This window comes from Paenibacillus etheri (genome assembly GCF_001012825.1).
In the GTDB taxonomy this organism is placed as follows: domain Bacteria; phylum Bacillota; class Bacilli; order Paenibacillales; family Paenibacillaceae; genus Paenibacillus_AQ; species Paenibacillus_AQ etheri.
Genome location: NZ_LCZJ02000019.1, coordinates 482637 through 505928, shown reverse-complemented (window position 1 = coordinate 505928; position 23292 = coordinate 482637). Strand labels below are relative to the sequence as shown.

General features: G+C 45.7%; 17 protein-coding genes and 2 pseudogenes. 18 read left to right on the top strand and 1 reads right to left on the bottom strand.

Annotation, left to right across the window (positions count from 1 at the left end; all coding sequences use genetic code 11):
- Nucleotides 1-21: 21 nt before the first annotated feature.
- Nucleotides 22-480 (top strand): annotated as a pseudogene (locus UQ64_RS11785) (ThuA domain-containing protein); the annotation flags it as partial.
- Between the two features lie 24 nt (nucleotides 481-504).
- A pseudogene (locus UQ64_RS11780) lies at nucleotides 505-1601 on the top strand (Gfo/Idh/MocA family protein).
- Between the two features lie 38 nt (nucleotides 1602-1639).
- On the opposite strand, the gene UQ64_RS11775 reads toward UQ64_RS11780, so the two are convergent.
- Nucleotides 1640-2113 carry a MarR family winged helix-turn-helix transcriptional regulator gene (locus UQ64_RS11775; protein ID WP_060623646.1) on the bottom strand — a complete coding sequence of 158 codons (474 nt, stop codon included), beginning with the start codon at nucleotides 2111-2113 and terminating at the stop codon, nucleotides 1640-1642.
- 152 nt (nucleotides 2114-2265) lie between these two features.
- On the opposite strand from UQ64_RS11775, the gene UQ64_RS11770 reads away from it, so the two are divergent.
- The 16 genes from UQ64_RS11770 to UQ64_RS11715 all read left to right on the top strand — a co-directional run bounded on the left by UQ64_RS11770 (nucleotide 2266) and on the right by UQ64_RS11715 (nucleotide 23250).
- On the top strand, nucleotides 2266-2850 hold the full coding sequence (locus tag UQ64_RS11770) for a DUF3238 domain-containing protein (RefSeq protein WP_060623645.1): 585 nt from the start codon (nucleotides 2266-2268) through the stop codon (nucleotides 2848-2850).
- Between the two features lie 34 nt (nucleotides 2851-2884).
- Nucleotides 2885-3511, top strand: a complete 627-nt coding sequence (locus tag UQ64_RS11765; protein WP_060623644.1) for an FMN-dependent NADH-azoreductase — start codon at nucleotides 2885-2887, stop codon at nucleotides 3509-3511.
- Nucleotides 3512-3642: 131 nt separating this feature from the next.
- The gene (locus UQ64_RS11760; protein ID WP_060623643.1) at nucleotides 3643-4779 is read left to right on the top strand and encodes an MFS transporter; all 1137 of its coding nucleotides are present in this window, start codon (nucleotides 3643-3645) and stop codon (nucleotides 4777-4779) included.
- 102 nt (nucleotides 4780-4881) lie between these two features.
- On the top strand, nucleotides 4882-7344 hold the full coding sequence (locus UQ64_RS11755) for a GH39 family glycosyl hydrolase (protein WP_060623642.1): 2463 nt from the start codon (nucleotides 4882-4884) through the stop codon (nucleotides 7342-7344).
- A 235-nt stretch (nucleotides 7345-7579) separates the two neighbouring features.
- The gene (locus UQ64_RS11750; RefSeq protein ID WP_060623641.1) at nucleotides 7580-8692 is read left to right on the top strand and encodes an alpha/beta hydrolase; all 1113 of its coding nucleotides are present in this window, start codon (nucleotides 7580-7582) and stop codon (nucleotides 8690-8692) included.
- Nucleotides 8693-9009: 317 nt separating this feature from the next.
- Nucleotides 9010-9600, top strand: coding sequence for a glycoside hydrolase family 2 protein (locus UQ64_RS31645; RefSeq protein ID WP_209445764.1), 591 nt, complete (start codon nucleotides 9010-9012; stop codon nucleotides 9598-9600).
- Nucleotides 9601-9768: 168 nt separating this feature from the next.
- Nucleotides 9769-10020: a hypothetical protein gene (locus tag UQ64_RS31640; protein ID WP_209445763.1), complete on the top strand. Its 252-nt coding sequence runs from the start codon at nucleotides 9769-9771 to the stop codon at nucleotides 10018-10020.
- A gap of 84 nt (nucleotides 10021-10104) precedes the next feature.
- The gene (locus tag UQ64_RS31635) at nucleotides 10105-10323 is read left to right on the top strand and encodes a hypothetical protein (RefSeq protein ID WP_209445762.1); all 219 of its coding nucleotides are present in this window, start codon (nucleotides 10105-10107) and stop codon (nucleotides 10321-10323) included.
- Nucleotides 10290-11159, top strand: a complete 870-nt coding sequence (locus UQ64_RS31630; protein WP_209445761.1) for a hypothetical protein — start codon at nucleotides 10290-10292, stop codon at nucleotides 11157-11159. The genes UQ64_RS31635 and UQ64_RS31630 overlap by 34 nt, the downstream gene beginning before the upstream one ends.
- Nucleotides 11156-11548: a hypothetical protein gene (locus UQ64_RS31625; protein WP_209445760.1), complete on the top strand. Its 393-nt coding sequence runs from the start codon at nucleotides 11156-11158 to the stop codon at nucleotides 11546-11548. The genes UQ64_RS31630 and UQ64_RS31625 overlap by 4 nt, the downstream gene beginning before the upstream one ends.
- A gap of 708 nt (nucleotides 11549-12256) precedes the next feature.
- Nucleotides 12257-14902, top strand: a complete 2646-nt coding sequence (locus UQ64_RS11740; RefSeq protein WP_060623640.1) for a glycoside hydrolase family 2 protein — start codon at nucleotides 12257-12259, stop codon at nucleotides 14900-14902.
- A complete protein-coding gene (locus UQ64_RS11735; RefSeq protein ID WP_060623639.1) occupies nucleotides 14895-17000 on the top strand; it encodes a hypothetical protein in 2106 nt (701 codons plus the stop codon). Before UQ64_RS11740 ends, UQ64_RS11735 begins: the two co-directional genes overlap by 8 nt.
- Before the next feature lie 344 nt (nucleotides 17001-17344).
- On the top strand, nucleotides 17345-18244 hold the full coding sequence (locus UQ64_RS11730) for a carbohydrate ABC transporter permease (RefSeq protein ID WP_060623806.1): 900 nt from the start codon (nucleotides 17345-17347) through the stop codon (nucleotides 18242-18244).
- Nucleotides 18245-18249: 5 nt separating this feature from the next.
- Nucleotides 18250-19134 (top strand): carbohydrate ABC transporter permease, encoded by an 885-nt coding sequence (locus tag UQ64_RS11725; RefSeq protein WP_060623638.1) that lies wholly within the window; start codon nucleotides 18250-18252, stop codon nucleotides 19132-19134.
- Nucleotides 19135-19275: 141 nt separating this feature from the next.
- Nucleotides 19276-20703 carry an ABC transporter substrate-binding protein gene (locus UQ64_RS11720; protein ID WP_156417520.1) on the top strand — a complete coding sequence of 476 codons (1428 nt, stop codon included), beginning with the start codon at nucleotides 19276-19278 and terminating at the stop codon, nucleotides 20701-20703.
- Nucleotides 20704-20802: 99 nt separating this feature from the next.
- Nucleotides 20803-23250, top strand: coding sequence for an alpha-L-rhamnosidase-related protein (locus UQ64_RS11715; protein WP_060623636.1), 2448 nt, complete (start codon nucleotides 20803-20805; stop codon nucleotides 23248-23250).
- Nucleotides 23251-23292 lie beyond the last annotated feature (42 nt).

The following is a 23292-nucleotide window of genomic DNA, read 5'->3' as shown; positions in this document are numbered from 1 at the left end:
GATGACGAAGAAAGCATTAATGATCAGGTATCCTCAGTTCTGAAGGCAGTAGCTTCTGGAGTAGGAATTGCCGGTTGTCATGGAGGGATGTGCGACTCTTTCCGTAACAATACAGAGTGGCAATTTTTGACCGGGTCAGAATGGGTAGCACATCCATTTAACGATGGGGTAGAGTACGAAGTTAATATCGTACATTCTGGCTCCAGTCCTATTGTGGAGGGCATCCAAGACTTCAAGGTGAAATCGGAACAATATTATTTACATGTAGATCCTGCAGTGGATGTCTTGGCAACAACTACGTTTGTAATGAGTGAGGGTGAGCATTCAGCAAATGGTGTCATCACGATGCCTGTTGTATATACGAAGAAATGGGGAAAAGGGAAGGTTTTCTATAATTCACTTGGCCATCATGCAGATGTTTTCGATATTCCGGAAGCCAAGGAACTGATGCGAAAAGGCTTTTTGTGGGCGGCTAACTAAAACTGAGATAAGGTGGGAATGATCTTGCGCAAAGTGAAGGTAGGTATAGTCGGCTGCGGAAACATCAGCAGCATTTATTTTGAAAATTTGAACGGGACTTTCGTTAATACTGAGGTTTATGCTTGTTCCGACCTGGATAAAGGTCGTGCAGAGCAAGCGGCGGAGAAATATGGCGTTCCTCATGTATGGACGACAGAACAATTACTTGCTTCGGAAGAGATTGAAATAGTCGTTAATCTAACAACGCCTAATTTTCATTTTGACGTGTGCAAGCAAGCCTTGCTAGCTGACAAGCATGTGTATGTGGAGAAGCCCTTATCCCTTTCCCTTGAAAATGGCACTGAGCTAGTTCGTCTGGCAAGGGAAAAAACCTGTTCCTTGGCTGCGCACCAGATACTTTCCTCGGAGGCTGCCTGCAAACCTGCAGTAAGCTGATTGCGGATGGTTATATCGGGGAACCGGTGGCAGCAACTGCCTTTATGCTTTGTCATGGACATGAAAGCTGGCATCCAGAATTTTATTATAAAGCCGGTGGAGGACCCATGTTTGACATGGGACCCTACTATCTAACCGCGTTAGTATCTTTGCTAGGCCCAGCTAAAACAGTATGCGGCATCACTAAAACCTCCTTTGCTCATAGAACGATCACGAGCGACAAAAAGTTTGGCAAAGTCATTGATGTAGAGGTGCCCACACATGTTGCTGGAACGATTGAGTTTGACAGTGGCGCTGTGGCAACCATGATTACCAGCTTTGATATTTGGCACAGTACTTTACCGAGGATCGAAATCTACGGATCGCACGGAACCTTGATCGTACCGGACCCTAACAACTTTGGAGGGCCGATCCTTTTACGCCCGGCACACAGCTCGGAATTCCAAGAGATCCCACTTATCTATAATTATGCAGATAATAGTAGAGGCATAGGAGTAGCAGATATGGCACATTGCATCGACACGGGGGAGACTCCTCGTGCAAACGGAGAACTCGCCAATCACGTACTTGAGTTCATACATGCATTCCATACAAGTTCCGACTCTAAGCAATATGCTCAACTGTTAACCAGCTGCGAGCAGCCCAAGCCATTGCCGCTGGGCTTAGTCAAAGGGTATTTAGAGTAGTAATTTCCCAGAGCAAATACCAAATCTTCACCATACACTTACCAGACAGGTCTTGATCTCATAGTAGATTTATCTTCATTTGCTTTATATATAAGTGTTGTTAAATCATCTTTGAGCATTTGCAGTCGTTCAGTTCCTATGATTTCAATCCAACGTTGCTCAATCTCAGTTAGTATTTCCTCTTTTGCTTTCACTGCTAACCAACCTCGCTCAGTCAAAACAATGATTTTTCCTCTCTTGTCAGTGGGATGATTTTCGCGAATTACATAACCACTTTTCTCAAGATAATCTACCATTTTACTTACAGCTTGCTTCGTAATTCCTAAATATTCGGCTAATTCTATACCTGTTGCTCCGTTTGGAGCAATACACTTAAACATAAAACCATGTACAGGTCTAATATCTGCAAATCCTAATTCACGCAATCTATCATGTAGTTCATTAATTGATGTACTAAAGGATAATGATAAAAGTGTTGTCAGATCCAATTCACTAAATACTTCCTGAGTCATACATAAAACCTCCTTAAATAAAGTCAACTTAGTTGACTTTGTACGAAATACATTGTACTATGCAAAAAGTAGTCAATCAAGTTGACTATATTTTCTGTTGTGAAAGAAACAGGAATCACTGAAACAGAATTAATAAATTATGGAGGGTTCTCATGACTAATATTGTTAAAGTTAGAGCAAGTGTATTTATTCCAACACCGTGGACTGATCCTAGGAAGGATGAAGAAACAGGAAACGTAATCCATTTTGAAGGTGACTCACGTGAATTCACACCCTATGCTGTCAACGCTATGCGCTCCAGAGTGGAACAAGAAGTAGTTGTGGATTTTTACAAAAAAGATATTTTCACATATGCAAATACTGGTATTACAACAGAAAGAGTCACTACTCCAGATGGTTCTGTTAATAAAAAAACAGGAAAAGCTACTACAGAAGGTATTTTATGTACTGATATTGTGTGGGGTTCTGAAGACGTTAGGTTTCAAATGAGTGCAAGTGCTAGCAATCCATTAAATGCATTTGCACCTCCAGTTGACTATCTTTTAAAAGTTCATATTCAAAAGGATGGTACTGTCAATATGCAAGGAGCACATGATGGATTTCCTTGTTTTGAATTTTATAAACAAGTGAACTTTGGAACGTTCGAACAAATTTATACACATGATTACAGAGTAACTGGTGATACACCAGAAGCTATGGCTGGAGAAATGGAGTATAGTTTCAAAAAAATATTATAAACAACATAAGAGTGCACATCAGGAGGAACAAGGAATGACAACCGTTTTATTTGTAAAAGCAAACAATCGACCAGCGGATCAGTCAGTTAGTGTTAGATTATATGAGGCTTTTTTAGCGAGCTATAAAGAATCACATCCAAATGACACTGTGGTAGAACTGGATTTATACAATGAGGAATTGCCTTACGTAGGTGCAGATATGATTAACGGTACATTTAAGTCTAGTAGAGGATTAGATTTAACAGTAGAAGAAGCAAAAGCAGTAGCTGTTGCTGATAAGTGTTTAGATCCATTCCTTGCAGCTGATAAAGTCGTATTTGGGTTCCCTTTATGGAATTTAACCATCCCAGCTGTACTACACACATATATTGATTACTTAAACCGCGCAGGCAAAACATTTAAATATACGCCAGAAGGTCCAGTAGGGCTTATTGGAAATAAAAAAATAGTGTTATTAAACGCAAGTGGTGGTGTATATTCTGAGGGACCAAAAGTTGATTTAGAGATGGCTGTTAAATATGTAACAAGTATGATGAACTTCTTTGGTGTGAAAAATATAGAGACTATTATCATTGAAGGGCACAGCCAATTCCCTGATAAGGCAGAAGAGATTATTGTCGCAGGGCTTGAAAAAGCTGTTAAAGTATCAAGGACGTTCTAATTAACCAAGCGTGTATCAGTCTATATAGGGCAGTACCAACACTTTTATAGCGGTGGTGCTGCTTTTTTATTCGCCTATTTCACTATTTTTGGGGAGTACGTAAAGTCGATAGAAAGAAGGATTACATTACAATGGAACGTTTATGGACAAAAAACTATATCACGCTGACCCTTACAGCTTTATTACTATTTAGTGGATTTTATTTACTAATGCCAACATTGCCTATGTTTATCAAACAACTAGGTGGAAGTGAATCTCAAGTTGGATTAATAATTGGAGTGTTTACAATATCGGCAGTAATTTTTCGTCCTATTATTGGAGGATTAATGGATCGGTTTGGTCGACGTGCATTTATAATAAGCGGATTACTATTTTTTGCTATAACAATGTATTTTTATGATTGGGTAACAGGCATTATATTTTTAGTAATATTACGTATCCTTCATGGAGTCAGCTGGGCAGTTGCTACAACTTCGATAGGAACGGCTGTGACTGATGTTATTCCACAATCTCGTCGTGGAGAAGGAATGGGATGGTATGGACTAGCAATGACATTAGGAATGGCGTTAGGACCAATCATTGGTCTTTGGGTAACAAAATCTTATTCATTTCATTACCTATTTCTTCTATGCACAGCATTAGCTTTGATTGCATTCATACTTGGATTTGGTGCAAAAATTCCAACAGTACAAAACACATCAAAAAAAACAATATCATTTTATGAAAAAACAGTTTTACCTATCGCTATCGTTACATTTTTCTTATCATTTACTTTTGGTGGTATTACAACTTTTTTACCACTGTTTGCGGCAAATATTGAAGTTAACACGGGTACTTTTTTCTTAGTGTATGCAGTCACACTTACAGTAATTAGACCACTTACAGGGAAGATATCCGATAAGTATGGGGAAGGGGTCATTATTGTACCTGCTCTTTTCATATTGGTAGTCGCACTATTCGTCCTAACAATGACTAAAGGAATTGCTGGAGTGGTTATTACAGCTATTTTGTACGGAATTGGATTCGGATCAGCTCAACCAGCGCTTCAAGTAGCGATGATTCGATTAGCCCCACCAGCGAAAAGAGGTGTAGCGAACGCTACATTCTTTACTGCTTTTGATTTAGGAATTGGTTTAGGAGCTATACTACTTGGATTTGTTTCACAGCTTATGGGATATCAGATGGTATTTATTACTTGTGCTATATCTGGGTTTATTAGTCTGGTGCTTTTTATATTGTTTGTAAAAAAGACACTAAAAACAACCTAAACCTTCGTTATCAATAAGACAGTAAACTTGATTTCATGGGTTTATATGATAGGATTTTGGATGAGGCAAGGCTCTATTAAGATTAAAAATAGGAGGTTAGGTATGCAAGAAAATACATTGATAGCCTCGGATTTCAGGTTTTCAATTAACCTCCCTGAAGACGCTATCGCTTCCTGGCATCAAGAACTTGAGGTAATGTACATCTTGCAGGGAACTGGGGTACTACAGTTGGATGACAATCAGTTTACCTATGAAGTTCAGCAGGATGACATTATTGTATTGAATAGCTACCAACTGCACGCTTTAAATATGCAAGGTTCGGGCAAGGCGCTATCGCTGTTTATCTCGCCGGCATTTTTGGCAGCTTTTTGTCCTGAGATTGAAAGTATAATTATAGAGTGTAAGTCTTTTCTATACCCTAAGGACGAACAAGCTCGCTTTAATGTAATCCGAAGTGAGTTCGCCAGTGTATTTCAGGCCTATTACAAAAACGAATCTCGTTTACCTATACTAATGCGTAGTCGTGTAGGTGTACTGCTGAACAGTCTAGTGCATACTTTTCTTGAGCAGAACAAGCAGAAGGATCCCTCCAAATCCTCAAGTAAGGAAAGATTGCGCAAAGCAACCGACTATCTCCACCGACATTATCGGGAAAATATTACTCTGAGTGGACTAGCCTCCACTATCTATTTAAGTAGCTCCTACCTGTCCCATTTATTTCAGAAACAGCTTGGCCTTACTTTTACTGCCTACCTTACAAATGTCAGACTGAGTCAGGCGGTGGCACTTCTTCGTAGTGAAAGAACGATCACGGACATCGCCTCAGAAGTTGGATTTCCAAGTACCAACGCTTTGATCGACGCCTTCAAACGGCGCTTTGGTGTTACACCAGGGCAATACCGTCTTGTGAATGAGCATGATGCGACAGATCCACAGGAGAACAGTATGGTTACAGCGGGATTTTCGACCGATTTCACTTCACTAATGCGGCATTTGCATCACAACGAGCACTCCATTGTCCAACCTCAGGTCAATGAGGGATATGATCTTCATGTGGACACTGCCCGTAAGATTCGGACGCTGAGTCATAACTGGCGGACGTTGATTAATGCAGGATACGCCAAGGATCTGTTGAATGGCGCGGTACAGGCGCAAATACGTAAGCTGCAAAAGGAGATTGGCTTTCGCTATATGCGCTGCAAAGGTCTGTTAGACGATGACATGATGCTGTATGTCAGGAAAATGTCTGGTAGCGCAGATTATAACTTTGTTTATGTAGATGAGGTACTGGACTTCATGCTTTCAGTGGAGTTAAAGCCTTATGTTGAATTTAGTTATATGCCTTCTGCATTAGCGAGGGAAGCCGTGTTTCCATTTAAGAGGCCAAGCATCCTTTCTATGCCTGAGCATCTAGACAAATGGCTCGCCCTTGTGACTTCCCTGGTTAGGCATTTCATTGATCGGTATGGGATTGAGTCCGTGCGGGAATGGAGGTTTGCTCCTTTCGTGAGTCCAGAGTTTTCAGGATATGGTGTGTTTACCATGGAAGAATACTGGGTGCTTTACCGTGGAACCAGCTACGCCATCCGTGCTATCGATCCGCAGCTACATATTGTTGGTCCAGGAAGCAACATTGATTCTAGTAATTTTATCAGCGAATTTCTAGTGTCTTGCAGTAAGGGGAATTGTTTGCCGGACTCTCTGGCTCTACGTGCTTATCACAGCATATTACCGGGTCAGGAAGACACTGGTCTTCAGCTCATGGCAGAGGATGAAGCTTTTCCACTTGCGGTAAGCGGCGATGAACAGTTTATGAAACACGCGTTACATAAGGTCAAAAAGCTGTTGCGTCAACGTGGTTTCGCTAGCCTGCCCGTGATTCTTGAAGAGTGGAGTAATAACATATGGCAGCGTGATTTGTGTAATGATACCTCCTACAAATCTGCTTTTCTTTTCAAAAATATTCTGGAGAATTACGACCACTTTGAGGCTATGGGATACTGGTCGCTTAGTGACCATATGGAGGAGATTGTTCCTTCGTCGGATCTTTTTCATGGCGGGTTTGGTTTATTCACTCGCGGAGGTTTGCCCAAAAGCTGTTATCGGGCGCTGCAATTGTTGTGTTATGCAGGAAGCGGTCTGATAGCTGAAGGTGATGGGTATTTTATAACTTCCTCGAAAGGTGAAATACAGATATTTCTATATAATTATTGTCATTATGATACTCTATATCGCTACCGTCATACCACTCACTTGACTCAAACCGAACGTTACAATGTGTTCAATATACGCAATACCCGTCAGTATCACATTCGTCTAGACGGCTTAACGCCGGGTGTTTATACAGAGCGAAGGTATTCGGTAGGTCCGGCTGGGGGAAGCGCCTTTGATGAATGGTTGAATATGGGGGCACCTAAGGACATGCGTCCAGAAGAATGGTCTTATCTTGAAGGTCGGTCCCTGCCGTTATTACAAATGCGTTCGCTGCAAGTGACAGCAAATTTTGTGGTAAATGCTGTTGTACAACCACATGAGGTACAAGTGATTAGATTAACAGTTAAATAGAGAATAGTATAATAAGGATGACATTAGTGTTGTCCTTTTTTTGTTTTTTATATTGTATTTTTGCTCTCGACATCATTTTTGAAATCGCTTTCAATAATAATGATAAAAGAAGGATATAACAAAAGAAATAATGCGATATTTTTTCTGCAAACCCAAACTTATAATTGAGTTATGGCAACTAATACAAATCAGCGCAAATCATTTTACCATACACATTTGAAAAGGAGTAATCATCATGGAACGTAAATATTCGCAACAGCTTCTTACATCGATGCTAGAAAGGCAACATGTAATTAATGAAAATGGACTGGATATCCTGATTAAGCCTATTCCTGAAACCGATGAGCCTGGCGTGCTGGATCCTCGCTTTTATCAAAGTATGGAGTCAATCCTAAAAGGCTTCAAGGGAATGCTGGTTAAGATGATGTTGAAAGGCAGCCGAAAGAAAAATATCCAAAAAAGTGCAGCTCAAATGCGCAAGATGATGAATGGCGTGAACAGCATTCCGATTACTGAAGATGTTGATGTGAGGCATGCTACCGTTCAAAACGGCGATGTGGCTGTCCCTGTGCGAATTTATACCTCGCAGAAGAAGAACGGAGAGTTGCAGCCAGTGTTCTATTACATCCACGGAGGCGGTTTCGTAGCAGGAGGACCCGAAGTAGTGGAGGAGATGTGCAAGCTTGTGGTTGCCAATACCGGCTGTGTATCGATTCAGGTTGATTACCGCCTGGCTCCGGAGAACCCATACCCCGCTGGGCTCGACGACTGTTATACCGTATTGAAATGGATATATACTCACGCCGAAGAATTTAATGGTGATCCGAATCGCATCTGTATTTCCGGTGATTCCGCAGGTGGGAATTTAGCCACGGTATGCACAATGAAAGATCGGGATGAAGGAACGCAGATGGTAAAGGCACAGGCACTACTATATCCAAGCGTGGACGCAGCAGGTATGCAGGAACATATGCAGCGTAGAGATGTTTATGAAATATCCCCGTCTCAGGATAAAGAGATTCGTTCTATACTGAATTTGTTGAGCGGCGGTTTAGGAACTGTGCGCTTAGGCGAATATTTGGGCGTGTCCGATGATACAATCCCGTATGTGAGCCCGCTGCGAGGAGATCTGAAAGGGATGCCGCCTGTCATTATTTTGTTTGGCGAATATGATTTTTTGCGTATTGAAGATGATGCATATGCCTTAAAGCTGAAGGCATCGGGTGTCAAAGTGAAAACGGTACGTTACAAAGGTCTTTCTCACGGCTTTGCCGATCAGGTGGGTGTAACACCACAAGCTGAAGATAGTTTGATAGAAATTGGGAATTTCATGCTGGAGAATGTGTAATTAATTATAGTCAAAAGCCGCTCATTGCGGCTTTTTTTACTGTACTGAAATTACAAACTAATCTTGTCATCAGGCACATTCATGCTACGGCTATATTGGAAGATTACACCTGTCATCATTCAAATGAGTGTTAACCACTCTACTAAATTATCTGGCTTAATATGCTAAGCTTTATATAGTAGAGCATTATATAGTAGAGCATTATATAGTAGAGCATTATATAGTAGAGCATTATACTGCTAGAGATCAGTGATTACCATAATAGGAGTGATATTTTACAGACAAAGATCAACCTAGAAGGCGAATGGAAGTTGCAATTGGATGAGACAAAACAGGGACTAACCTTGCCTTTTACAGATGTTATCACACTGCCGGGAACAACGTCATACGCACGTAAAGGACCAAAGAACGAGGAAGTTTTAGTAAGCGCTCTAACTGATGAATATTTGTTTGAAGGGCAAGTCTGGTTCGCAAGAGAGGTATTCATTCCGGATGAGCTGGCCGGTAAGGCCTGCTATCTATTTTTGGAACGGACGAGACTTACGACGCTTTGGCTGGACAATACGGAGATCGGTAGCCGTAACAGTCTTAACACCGCGCATATATATGAATTGCCGAAGCTACAAGCTGGAATTCATACAATCACGGTCCGTGTGGACAATACTGATTACCCAACCAAAGGCGGACATTTGACTTCACAGGATACCCAGACCAACTGGAATGGAATTACCGGTCGTATGGAGCTTCAGTTCTATGGGGAATCGCAGCTTACTTATATCCGACTGGAGTCGAATCTGGCTGAACGTACGGTTCGTATTACAGCAATTTTGGACAGCAACAGTGAAACTACGCTTGCGGTGTCTGCTCAAAGCTTCAATAGTGAAGAGACACACGGTGGACGAGCGTGAGTTTCCTGTTTCAACGGGGCTTTTTTTCGTCGATTATGTGCTAGGCCAAAACGCGTTGCTCTGGAGTGAAGGCGCTCCCAATCTTTATAATATAACCCTTATTATCGCTTCCATACCTGCTGTCCACCGGAGGCTGCATTTACCGCTGCGGATATGCTTGGGATCTATATGCAACCAGAACTTCCATTCTGGGGTACAATCAAGGAAAAAACCGATGATGGCCATAATATAGCAGAGCAGGATTATCTGATCAGTGAGGGTTATGCCATTCTCCAGGCCTTCGGCAATCATCCCTCCTTCTTGATGATGTCCCTTGGTAATGAGTTATGGGGCAGTAAAGCTAAGATTGATTCTTTCCTGAAGGACTATAAAGCGTTCGATAATCGGATTCTCTATACACAGGGCTCCAATAACCACTAATGGGTACCGGAAATTCTGGAACATGACGATTTCTTCAGTGGGGTACGTTTCTCCAGAGACCGACTATTTAGAGGCTCTTATGCCATGTGTGATGCACCACTAGGACATGTACAGACTGCCTTGCCGAGTACAATGAAGGATTATGATGATCAAATCGTACCTTTGGATCTCTTAAATGGAGAGAAGATCGAAGATGCAGCTGGCGGTGAGATCCAGATTCAGTATGGTACCGAAGCCAAGACCGTGAAGGCAGATGAGGCTTCCGGAGAATGGATACCGCACATTCCTGTTGTTTCGTATTAGATTGGACAATACGCAACTATCCAAATTTTGAAGAGATCGAAAAATATAACGGACCACTCAAGGCCGAGAATTTCAAAATTTTCCGTGAACGCTTGGAAAGTAAGGGACTGGGGCATTTAGCCGCTAAATACTTCGAATGTTCAGGGCAGCTGGCCGTAGCCTGTTACAAAGAGGAACTCGAGGCGGCATTACGCTCCCGGCGGCTTGCCGGATTCCAGCTCCTGGATCTCCAGGATTTCAGCGGTCAGGGAACAGCATTAGTAGGTGTCCTCGACGCCTTTATGGATTCCAAAGGAATGATTAGCCCTGAGGAATGGCGAACCTTTTGCAATGATGCCGTTCTGCTGGCGAGATTTCCTAAGTATAACTATGTCTCCGGTGAACCGTTCGATGCTCATGTAGAGCTAAGCTGCTTTCGCAGCGGGATGCCAGATACACTTGAATTACGTTGGGAACTGACTGTGGATAACGTTATTTTGGCAGAAGGGACAACCGAGGGGAACGTTCCTGCAGGAACGAATTACATCGATATCTGCGATTTGGAAATAACGCTGCCTGTAGTTGACCGGATGAGTACTATCGTATTGTCTCTCTCGATACAGGGGACAGATATTCGTAAGAGCTACGATCTATGGATTTACCCAGAAAAGAGCGGCAATATGCTGGAAGGCATCCATGTATTCGACAAGTTGTCTAGTGATGCGCTTGCACTGCTGGAGCAAGGTGAGAGCGTGTTGCTGATGCCGAAACCGGAAACTCTCCAAAATGCTGTCGAGGTTATTACTGCACAGATTTCTGGTGTTACCCAATGTTCCGCTCAATCTCAGAGAGCATGAACCTGCCAGTTCCTGTGGGTACCATGGGGCTGTTAATTGATAACAGCCATCCTGTATTCCACGAGTTCCCTACCGAGGAGTATTCAACATATCCATGGTGGAATATCGTTCAGCACTCAAAATCCATTATCATGGATGAAGCTGATCGCAGTTGGAATCCCGTGGTGCAGACCATCGACAATTTTGAAAGAAATCATAAGCTTAGTTTCCTCGTGGAATGCAGCGTAGGAGCAGGCAACTTACTAGTGTGCGCTTTAGATGCAGACAAGGTAAGCGATACGCCTGAAGGAAGACAGTTCTTATCAAGCCTTGCGGGTTACATGAAATCCGCAGCGTTCAAACCACAATACAAAACAACTGTTAACGAGCTTCTTGAGCTAATCAAGTAGGGGATTGCTAAGGCTCTTCATTGTATTTCATATGGATGAACAGAACACAGGGACAGTGCTTCTTTATATACGATGGACCGTTTAACAGCAGAGCAGCGATTCTCTAAGTCACGAGAGAACCGCTACTCTTTTTGTGCTAGTTAGGAGGCAGACTTCAACTTCAACAGTGTAATCATCTTCTAGCTTGTGAGAGTTTCGGACCCAAATGACGCTATTTGACAAATTCCAGCCTTTTGAGCAGCGTTTCGGACTCCAGTGAACCTATTGTTTAGAAAGAGGCTCACTCAATTACAGAGTTTTTTATGCGAATAGCGACTATAGGGTCCGTTAGCATTCCAAAAGTGTAATAATACTGCGCTTAGGGTCATCTCAGTCCGATAGGTGCTACGTCGTTGCAGGAGTTCTTGAATCTCAAACCAAACAAAAAGCAAAGGAGATCCCCAGTGGCCTTTCACGGCTTGAGGGAACTCCTTTTTCGCGTTCCACAAACGGCTTGTATCTAGAATGGTTGTTTGTATTTATCTGCAACTGCGCAGATTAACAAACGATTTCACAGGGTTAGGGGCCTTCGAAAATGATAACCCGATGCTATCATTGGTAATGAAGCTTGATGAATAGAATTGTAAGCGCATTAACCGATGGCGCCAGAGCCGTTCTTAGTCATGAACAGCGCCAAATTAAGCAGGATTTGGGGGAACGGGAGAAGACATGAAACAAATCTTATTGAACGATCTAAAGTGGGAAGTTAAAGGGTACTGGCCTTGGGTGCCGTTAAAAGGGACCAGCATGGAGCTGGGGCAGGAATTGATGGGAGTTACAGACTGGATGCCAGCGACTGTGCCGGGCGGAGTTCATTATGATCTCTACAGACAGGGCTGGATTAGCAATCCATATGAAGAGTTGAACAGTCTAAGCTGTGAATGGGTGGAGAACCGTTGGTGGGTTTTCCGCACGACCTTAGAACGCCCAGAGCTAGAGTCAACCCGAATTGAGCTTGTCTTTCAAGGTCTAGACTATGAAGCTGCAGTTTACGCCGATAATGTCTTGCTGGGAGAGCATAGAGGGATGTTCGAGGCAGCTATATTTGATGTTACAGATCTACTCTCGGAGCGGGAGAGTTTGGAAATCTCAGTGCTGCTGAAGCAGGCACCGGATGAAATGGGGCAAATCGGTAAAACCTCGGCCACCTTCACGCAGAAGAGCCGTTTTAATTATAAATGGGATTTCTCCACCCGGTTGGTCAACGTCGGAATCTGGGATGATGTGGTACTGAGGGTACATCAACAATGCTCCTGGGATGTCGTGTCGATCACTACAGATACGGAGCTTGGTAAGAAAGGTAGCGGGCAGGCGTTTGGTCGGATTACCATTCAGGCAAGTATTAAACAGATGGCTGGACCTGAACATGTACGGGCGTTGACAGCGAGCATCACTTGTTCTGACCCGGAGGGGAATCCGTTGCAGGTTCAGTCGTACTCAGTTCTCTCGGGAGAAGTTCTGAACGCGGAGCTGGATATACCTGAACCACAGCTATGGTATCCGAACGGTTACGGGAAGCAGCCGCTCTACAGCCTTAAGCTGAAGTTGCTGGACGAATACGATATGGAGCTGGATACCCGGAGTTTACAGATAGGTATCCGCAAACTCAATTATATGCGGAATGTAGAAAGTCCCGCCAACGCGCTGCCTTATACGGTTGTGATCAACGGCCGCAAGATTTATATAAAAGGGGTAAATATGACGCCCTTGGATCATCTCTACGGAAATGTGACGGTTGAACAGTATCAGCAGATGATCCATCTGATGAAAGCGGCACATATCAATCTCGTTCGAGTATGGGGCGGCGGAATCATTGAGAAGAAAGCCTTTTATGATTTATGTGATGTAAACGGCATTATGGTCTGGCAGGAGTTCATCCAATCGAGTTCTGGCATTGATAATATCCCATCCAAGCAGCCTGAGTTCCTGGAACTGCTGCGCAAGACGGCTTGCGCAGCACTCTGTGACAAACGAAATCATGTATCAATGACGGTATGGAGCGGCGGAAATGAATTAATGAGTGAACCGAACAAGCCTTCAGACCTCAGCGATACCAATTTGGCGATGCTGAAGGAGCTGGTGGAGAAGTATGATCCGCAGCGGCTCTTTTTGCCGACTTCGGCGTCTGGTCCGGTGGAATATATTACGGAAGTCAAGGGACAGGGTCATGATGTCCATGGCTACTGGAAGTATATGGGGAACCCCTATCACTACGAATTATACGGCAGCAACGATAATCTGCTGCATAGCGAATTCGGAGTGGATGGACTGAGTTCTCTCAAAAGCCTAGAGAAATTTCTGAATGCAGACAACCTGCAGCCGATTTCGATGGAGAACAGCGCAGTATGGAGACATCACGGAGAGTGGTGGGATACGCTAAGCCGTGAAGAAGAAATGTTCGGTGGCATGAACGATTTGAAGCAGTTCTCCGCTTGCAGCCAATGGATGCAGGCAGAAGGAATTCGCTTCGTGCTAGAGGCTAACCGTCGCCGTAAATTCCGGAACAGCGGCAGCATTGTCTGGCAGTTCAACGAGCCATGGCCGAATGTGTCTTGCACCAATCTTGTCGATTATTATGGTGAAACGAAGATGGCCTACCATTGGGTGAAGCAAGCCTTCCGTCCGCTGCATGCTTCGCTAGATTACCGCAGCCTGCTGCTTACGGCTGGCACCAGATTTCAGGGAAATGTATTCGTGCATGGAGTGGATGGAGGCAGGGTTCAAGTCGACGCGGAGGTGCTTGATGCAGCGGGCCGAAGCCTATATCGACAAACCTTCGAGGCAGATGGAGACAAGGATCGTGCTGTCTGCGCTGGGAGTCTGAATTTCAGCGTGCCTGAGCAAGAGAATCTACTATATTTTGTCAGATTGTCATTCCGGGATGTTGAAGGTGAACTGCAGCAAAATTTATATGTGTTCTCCACCGCCAAAAAACATCTTTATGCCCCAACGCTTGAACTTACAGGTGGCAACCTTCAAGTGCGGCAGGAAAGCTTATGGCATCCGGCTGGTGTAGGGGAGAAAAGTCGACAGGCTCACTTCACTCTCCATAATACTGGTAGTGAAGTATTGCTTCATGTACATGCGGAGGAGAAGGGGAACCACTACTGGATGGAAGCAGAAGAACAGTTCCACACCCTTTTTCCGGGAGAGAAAAGGACGGTAATGGTTACTTGCACACCGAAACTAGCGGGAGGATTCCTAACCGGAGAGAATTACAGTAGTACCGACGCTCTGCCAGAAATTAAATTCTGCTCGTTTCTGAGAGCACAGGGCGAAACGATACCAGATGAAGGAGAAGGAAAACATGAGTAAATCATTGTGTTTTGTACCGGGGAAATACGTTCCGCTAAGTCGGTTTATTCGGAGTGGAGGATCTGATCCCATTTCTGTACCAGTTAGTAGGGCTGTGGCCGATTACTTAAAATTGCACAACGCAGAACTTCGGCTGGCCTGCTTGCGGAGCGGTGAAGTAACTTACCAGAAAGCCGCATGGTCAACCCTGCGTGAGGATACAGTCGAGGCTGAGAACGCGGAAGGAAGTCAGAATTTAGAGGAAGGAGTGTTCACGCTTGTCAGTCCGCTTTTGACCAATATGTTTCCTGTAGTGTCACACTGGGATCACAGTGCGGCAGAAGGAAAAGGTGGTTTCAGCTATGGCGGGACAGACGGCATCGGGACTCTGCGGATGGACGAAGCTGGAGAGAAGGTTGTAGCTGAGCATGTACGGCTCTATAACAACGATCCAGATAGCCCTTATGTATACAATACCGAAGATTATCAGTTGTTCGGCAGTAACGAAGGGGATAAAGCACTTAAAACCCCGCAATTTGAACACTATATTGGTGACTGCTACAGTCTCTATGCAGTAGATGATTTAGTTGCCAGCTCCTTGAGCGATCGTATGCTCAAGACCTTCGGGTATCCGGTGGTCTTCCGCAATGAATCCACAGGCGGTGGGGCATCGTTAAATGATGCTCCTGTATTTCAGCTCATCAGTGGAAGTCTGTTGGTTACGGAGAACAGGCAACATAGCCTTGCTTCCTATATTCTGCCACCCTATTGGAGTGCCGAAAACGTTAAGGGATATCCGCTGTTGTTCAACGGTTATTATGATGCCAATGAAAATACCTTCAGCACTGTAGGCCCCTCATTTCTGGAAATCATCGGCAAGACTCTTGCCAGCACGGGCAAAGGTGTTGTTGGTATTCTCTGGAACGGCGGAGGTTACATCGGCAGCCGCTCCCTGCAGGGCTCCATTTATGCCGGCATCGCAGCTGCAATTGCCAGAGGCCAAGATAGCTATGGCGGTGATGCGGAGCAGGTTGTGGCCGTGGGCGGCTCACGCGGTGGGCTGACCGCTCTGCTGGCGGGAGGCAATCCTCTACGGCTGCCGTACCGGGTGCGCTACACATTGTGTTATGCACCTCCGCTAATTCTGAACGGGCTTACCCGTGAGTTTGCGGAAGGGGCCTGCCCGTTGATCTGGCATGTGGCAGAGGTGGACACCGGTTACCGGGACATCTGGAAGAAGGACTGGCGGCATCCACAGACCGGAAGATCAGGTATCGAGACTCTGCTACAGACACTTACGGGGGTTAGTGACTCTGAAAGTCTGCGGGAAACGACCGGACTGGAATCCGATTTCTTCCTAGACGGTCTTAAGGCGAGCGGCACTAAACTGCTGATAAACCACGGCACGCATGATGCCTTTACCCTCAGCCGCTTCAGCTTTGCCTTCGCGGCCTTGGTCCGGAGTCGTGGCATTCCACTTCGCCATGAGATCGGCTACCGCTTCGGGCATAACAATTGCACGGATCTTTACGAGCAGGCGACTCTATGTCTAAAAGCTCTTCTACAGGAACAGGAGCTTGAATTCACGGGGACGGTGCATTATCGCAGACGTAGTCCAGCTGCGGGCGAGTGGGAGCAGACGGAACGTTTTGTGCCGATCCATCAGCCTGTTTTTTTGGAGGCACCGAAGTTCGTAGCCATAGACACTCCGGTGGCATGGACACTGTATGGGGAACCAGGAATGGAATACCGCTTGGAGCTGGGAAGCTTGGATCAGCAGGCTTGGGAGCAGAAACAACAGGTAGTTCGGAATGAGTGCGTTACACTCGCGCTTGGCGTCTTGCCTGACAAACAGCATCGGCTAGAACTCTGCTCATGGCAGGACGGGGTGAGTATACTCGCTGATGGGCAGCATGCAGGTTATTATCTCTATGAGCTGTCTTACAGACTCAGGGGTGAACAGGACTGGAACGTAGTATCACCATCCCGTGTGCCGCAGCCCGACGTGGAGCCGCAAGCGGTGCTCCGCATTTTGGAGGAACAGCCCAATCCGGCGAGCGAAGCATTTCGAGCGGAAGCAGCCGTCCTATGCATTAGCTCAGGGCTAAGTGAGGCCTAAACAAAACGTCATAACATGAACATAAGTGGTGTACGACCATTTCGGTGCGTACATCGCTTTTTTTTGAAAGATAAGAATGTATAAGTTTCCTACCATACTCTATCTCTTATATCTCTCGCATCAACGCTTGCCGTCCTTATAAGTTCGCCGAAGGCGTTTATGCTTGCCGGCAAAATAAGTAGCTTTACAAACGCTTTCGCAGGGTTACCGGATTTCGAGTTTTTGTAGGAAGCGCTATCATTTAAGTATAACAACTATAAAACGCCTGACTGGAGTGAATCTTAGCTTCGGGAGGAAGGAAGGACAGGAGTATGATTGGAAAAACCACTGAACTAAATCCTTTAATGACAAAGAAAAAGAAAGGTTATCCTGTGCGGCGTCTATTTAGAGATTGGTCATCTTGGATATTAATTGTCCCCACGCTGTTTGCCTTTTTCTTTTTTTCCTGGCAGCCGCTCGTCGAGGGCATTGTGCTCTCTTTTTACAATACAGAGGGCTATAATGCCGTGAGTTTTGCCGGATTTCAGAATTACAAGGATGTGATACAGAACTCAGCGTTTCAGCAGACACTTACTAACTCTTTTGTGTATGTATTCTGGTCTCTGCTAATCGGGTTTGCTGTACCCATTATAGTCGCAGTTGTCATCAATGAACTCAGGCATGGGAAATCATTTTTTCGCTTTTCGGTCTTTTTTCCGAGCATGGTTCCCGGTATAGCTGCCTCGATGTTATGGATGTTTCTGTTTGAGCCTGGAAAGGGCGGCGTACTGAATATTATGCTGAGCGCTCTGGGATTCCCGGTGCAGCAGTGGCTTCAGGACCCGGACATGACGATTATGCTGATTATTTTCACGATAACCTGGCGGAATTTTGGGGGAACAGTGCTGCTCTATCTAGCCAGTCTGCAAAGCATAAATCATGATCTGTATGAAGCGGCTTCTATCGATGGTGCGAATGTATGGCGGAGATTTAAAAGCATCACTGTTCCGCAAATTTCTAGCATGATCGGACTGATGATGATTTTGCAGATCAGCGGTGTATTTCAGATCTTCAATGAACCCCTAGTAATGACTGAGGGTGGACCGAACAATGCCTCAATGACCTTGATGCTGCAAAGCTATTATTATGCGTTCCGAAGTTTTGAAGCAGGGCATTCCATGGCGCTGGGGGTTATTACTTTCCTTGTCCTGATGGTGCTTACTATTATTTATTTCCGGCTGGATAAGAAATTGAACAGGGAGTAGAAGCTATGAAAACAAAAGAAGCATTTGGCATTATCGGCAATATAGAATACAGGTCACCTTGGGTGCGCGTGCTGTATTGGTGCATGTTCATTCTGATGATTGTGCTTGCCGCTGTCTGTATTCTGCCTCCGGTCTGGATTATGGTCTCAAGTCTTAAAGACATCAAAGAGTTTTATGCGATCCCGCCAACCTTGATTCCCCGCTCGTTCAATGTTGGCAAGCTATGGGAGACCTGGCAGGAATTTGACTTTCTCAGTTATTATCTGAATACAGCTTACCTGGCCGCCGGCTCAGTAATCTTCTGCCTTACGTTTAACGGGCTGGCTGGATATTTCTTTTCCAAGCTGAAGCCGCGAGGGAGTGCACTGCTGTTTGCCCTGATCGTGTGGACCATGATGGTTCCGAATACAGTCGGTATGGTACCGCTGTTCAAAAACCTGATTGATTTTCCACTGCTGCACTTGAATCTGACCAATACCTACTGGCCAATGTGGTTTATGGCTGCCGTGAATCCGGTGGTAATTCTGATCTTCAAGAACTTTTTTGACACCATCCCACTGGCGCTGCTGGAAGCAGCCAAAATTGATGGAGCAAGCACCATCGGCATTTTTATCCGGGTGATCCTCCCGCTAAGTGGACCGGTTATGGCCACGATTACGATATTAACGATGAACAGTGTCTGGCAGGACTTTTTCTGGCCCTTTATGGTGCTGAAGGATAAATCGACCTGGTCTGTCATTGTGGCCATCTATAATCTGAAGGCGACTTTGCCGCAGGACATTCAGTTTATTGCGCTGACGTTTGCGATCCTGCCGCCGATTATCCTGTTTATCTTTTTCCAAAAGTACATTATGAACGGGCAATCGTTAGGCGGCAGTATTAAAGGTTAACATCACCCGATCACAAACCATTTCACAGTTTTGACCCGTAGGGTGCTGCAGAAGGTGCGTGGTAAGATGATTTCAGATTCAAAAGAAAGCGCTTTACATGTTGTGAAGAATGCTTTAACAATAAGACTAGGGGGAATAACATTGAGAATCGAACACACCAAAAAAATTACAGCTACACTAGCGCTAACGCTGCTTCTTACAGCAGGTCTGGCTGGCTGCGGAGGTTCCAAAGAAGAGAACGCCGGAGGGAATACGGAGGAAGCGAGCAACAAACAGGTGACGATCAAGGTCAGCAACTGGCCGAAGCCGAACGAGGAAGCCAAAATCGCCCAGTATGAGCAGGTTATGGCGAAGATGAAAGCTAATTTTCCGGATATTATTGTGGACAAGGATGAATGGGGTTATGACGTCAGCTCTTTCCTGCCTAAAGCGGCCAGCGGTCAGCTTCCTACGGTATACGAAACCTTTTTTACAGAAACAAGCAAAATTATCAAGGCAAATTACGCAGCTGATATAACAGATACGATGAAAAAATATGGCTATGATCAGGCGATCAATCCAGATCTGCTTAAGATGGTTACCAAAGAAGGAAAATATTACGGGATTCCGAAGGATGGATACGTCATCGGCATGCTCTACAATATGAATCTCTTCAAGGAAGCTGGTCTGTTGGACGATAAAGGCATACCAAAGTTCCCTAAGACATATGATGAGCTGGCAGAAACCGCGCAGATCATCAAGCAAAAGACTGGTAAGGCAGGAATGTTCCTACCAACAAAAAGTGGCCAGGGCGGTTGGATGTTCATGAATATTGCCTGGGCTTACGGCGCGGAATTCGAAAAACAGGTAGATGGCAAATGGCAAGCGGTGTTCAATTCTCCAGAAGCGGCGGCAGCACTGCAATATGTGAAGGACTTGAAATGGAAATATGACGTTCTGCCGGACAATAATCTGGTGGATGTTACGAATGACATGTTCCGCTTGTTCGGCACCGATCAAGTCGCTATGAGCTTCGGCACGAATGACTGGTCTCCAGTCATCCAGCAGCAGACCAAAATGTCTAAAGACAATGTGGCAATGTCCGCGCTTCCAGTCGGACCGATCGGAAAGCCTGTAACTCTGCTCGGCGGTGGTCTATATATGTTCTCGCCTAATGTAACACCTGAGCAGATTGATGCTGGATTCAAATGGCTAAAAACCTACGGCTTCACACCGGAATCCTCAGAAGAGGCATTGACTGGCTGGGATATCGAGAAAAAGACGCTGAGTGATCAGGGGCTGATCGTAGGCCCTTACGGACTGCGGATTTGGACAGATGAGAAACGGATTGGTGAAGAACAGAAGATTCTCGACAAATACAACAATGTAAACCTGGATCTGTTCCGTGATTATATGGACAACGGCAGCAAAGGCATGCGGGCAGAAGAGCCAGTCAACGCTCAGGAATTGTACCAGAAGCTGGATATTGTACTGCAAACCGTCCTAACGGACAAAAACGCAGATCCACTGGAGATTTTGACTAAGGCTGCTGAAGAATTCCAACGTGATTATCTAGACAAGGTGAAATAAACACAGTCAAACGGCGGCGTCGTCCTTCTGAAGGGCGGCGATGCCGTTTCTGCGTAGATTGCCAAATCTACTATAAGGGATGAAGGAGATGTGCATCATATGGCAGCAAAAGAATGGGGAGACTGGAGCGCGCAATGGATCTGGCCGCAGAAGGAGCAAGGAACAGCGGATAGGGAGCAGCAACACGAACGAGTGTATTTTCGCAAAGTGTTTGAGCTGCCAGCTGGAGCCGGGAAGGCCTACAGTCTGAATTTGGCCATTACAGCTGACAGTCGCTACAGACTCTTCGTTAATGGACAGCGTTTATGGGCCGGTCCCTGCAAGGGTCATGGCCATGTGCAGTATTATGAGGAATTCAGTTTGGACGACTTTCTGCAACCAGGTATAAATGTGATTGCTGTTATGGTAGTTCATTATGCAGGAACTTCGCCATTTGAGCTGGGTGAAGACGGACCTCTATCCATCTGGCGTTCGCAAAAAGGGGGCCTGCTCGTGGAAGCGGAAGTTGCAGAAGGAAGTCAGCTTGTGCAGGAACTGAATACGGATACCTCATGGAAAAGCATTAGGGACCACAGCTACCGACTTCAGCCGTTTCCGATTATGCGCTGGATGGGCGGATTGGAAGAGGTGGAGGGGGACTTGGTGCTGCTGGATTGGACACTGCCGGAATATGACGACAGCGCCTGGCTAGCCGCAGAGACTGTACAGCCGGTACGGGATGATTATGGACAATTAACCCCCTGGCAATTGGCCGAGCGACCGATTCCGCTGCTGTATGAGCGGGAGCAACTTTTCCTGAAGCTGATGCGCAGCAGCAGCGGTGAAGGGGAGGCCCTATTTGAAAACGGACATAGTTTGGAGCTGCGGAATGAAGCTGGTAGGGCTTCGTCGCCATTAGAAGGAATACACGTGGAAGCGGGGCAGCAACTCTGGCTGGAGCTGGATGCAGGTGAGCTAATCACAGGTTATCCGCAGCTTAAGTTCCTTGGGGGTAAAGGTAGTCGGATCACCCTGTTGTACGCCGAGTGCTACGAAGAAGAGACGGGGAATGATGAGATTCGTCGCAAAGCTGTCCGCGATGATATGCGGGAGCATGTGTTAAGAGGCGGATATGACAGCTACCATCCAGCCGGTTATGGCACCTCGGTGCAGATGGAAAGCTATGAGCCATTCTGGTTTCGTACCTTCCGGTATGTCCGGCTGGAGGTGCACACTGGAGCCGAACCTTTGACGATATCCGGCTTCAGTTATCGGGAGACCGGGTATCCGCTGCTGCCGGAAGGAAGCTTTAACTGCTCCGATGAACGTTATAACCAGCTATGGGAACTGAGTGTACGAACACTACAACGCTGCATGCATGAGACCTACGAGGATACGCCGTATTATGAACAGTTGCAATATACTATGGATACCAAACTGATGATGGAGTTTACGTACCTGTTGTCTGGGGACGACCGATTGGCACGGAGGGCAATGGAAGATTATAGGGCTTCGCAGCTGCCAAACGGCATGTTGCAAAGTCGCTACCCCTCCGTGCTGCCACAGGTCATCCCCTCCTTCTCCTTATATTGGATCGGGATGATTCATGACCACTACAGATCCTTTGGTGATCTGGCACTGGTAAATCGATACCGAGTACAACTTCTATCCGTATTGGACTGGTTCGATCAGCGAAAGACACCACAAGGTCTGGTGGACAGAACCCCTCGCCAATATTGGAATTATTTTGACTGGGTGGAAGAATGGCCGCTTGGAGCACCAGACTGTACGGAAGCTGCACCTGCAACCGTGCTTAGCTTGATGTATGCGGCCGCGTTGGAGCAAGCGGCTGAATTGCTTGCCGCCAGCGGGTGGACGCAGATTGCAATAGAATTGCGTCAGCGCAAAGCCGCGGTCAACACAGCGGTACTGGAATGCTGTCGCCAAACGAACAGTCTGATGTTCCGCGACAGTCCTGCGGCAACAGCGGAAACGCAGCTGAGCCAGCATACGCAGGTGTGGGCGGTTTTAGCTGGTACGGTAGATGCTGTAGAGGGGGCGGCCTTGTTAGAAGCAACGTTGACAGACACATCGCTGGCTAAGCTTTCACTACCAATGAGCTACTATTTATTCCGCGCGCTGGAGCATTGCGGATTGTATGACCGCTCCTTCGGACTATGGGCACGTTGGGTGAAGCAGCTCGATTTGAACCTCACTACACTCCCCGAAATGGACTCTGTTGGAACCAGAAGTGACTGTCACGCTTGGAGTGCTCTACCGATCACTGAGTTCACAAGAGGGATATTGGGTGTCCGGCAAGGGATAGAGGGAATAACCATAAAGCCACATTGCGGCGAACTGCAACAGGCCAGTGGAACCGTAAGCACAAGTCTGGGCCTAATACATGTAAAGTGGGAAATCCGTTCAGAAGCGGATATGAAAAACTTCTACATGGAGGCTACTTGGCCAGCCAGTACGGTAATTACAATTATCCTGCCAAATCATGAAGTGCTGCTGACAGATGCAGGTTCTTTTTATAAGGAGATCGACATTAGTCACTTTAGCTGATAGTCTGATTTCAATTGATTTTCGGTTTCGTTGATTCATACA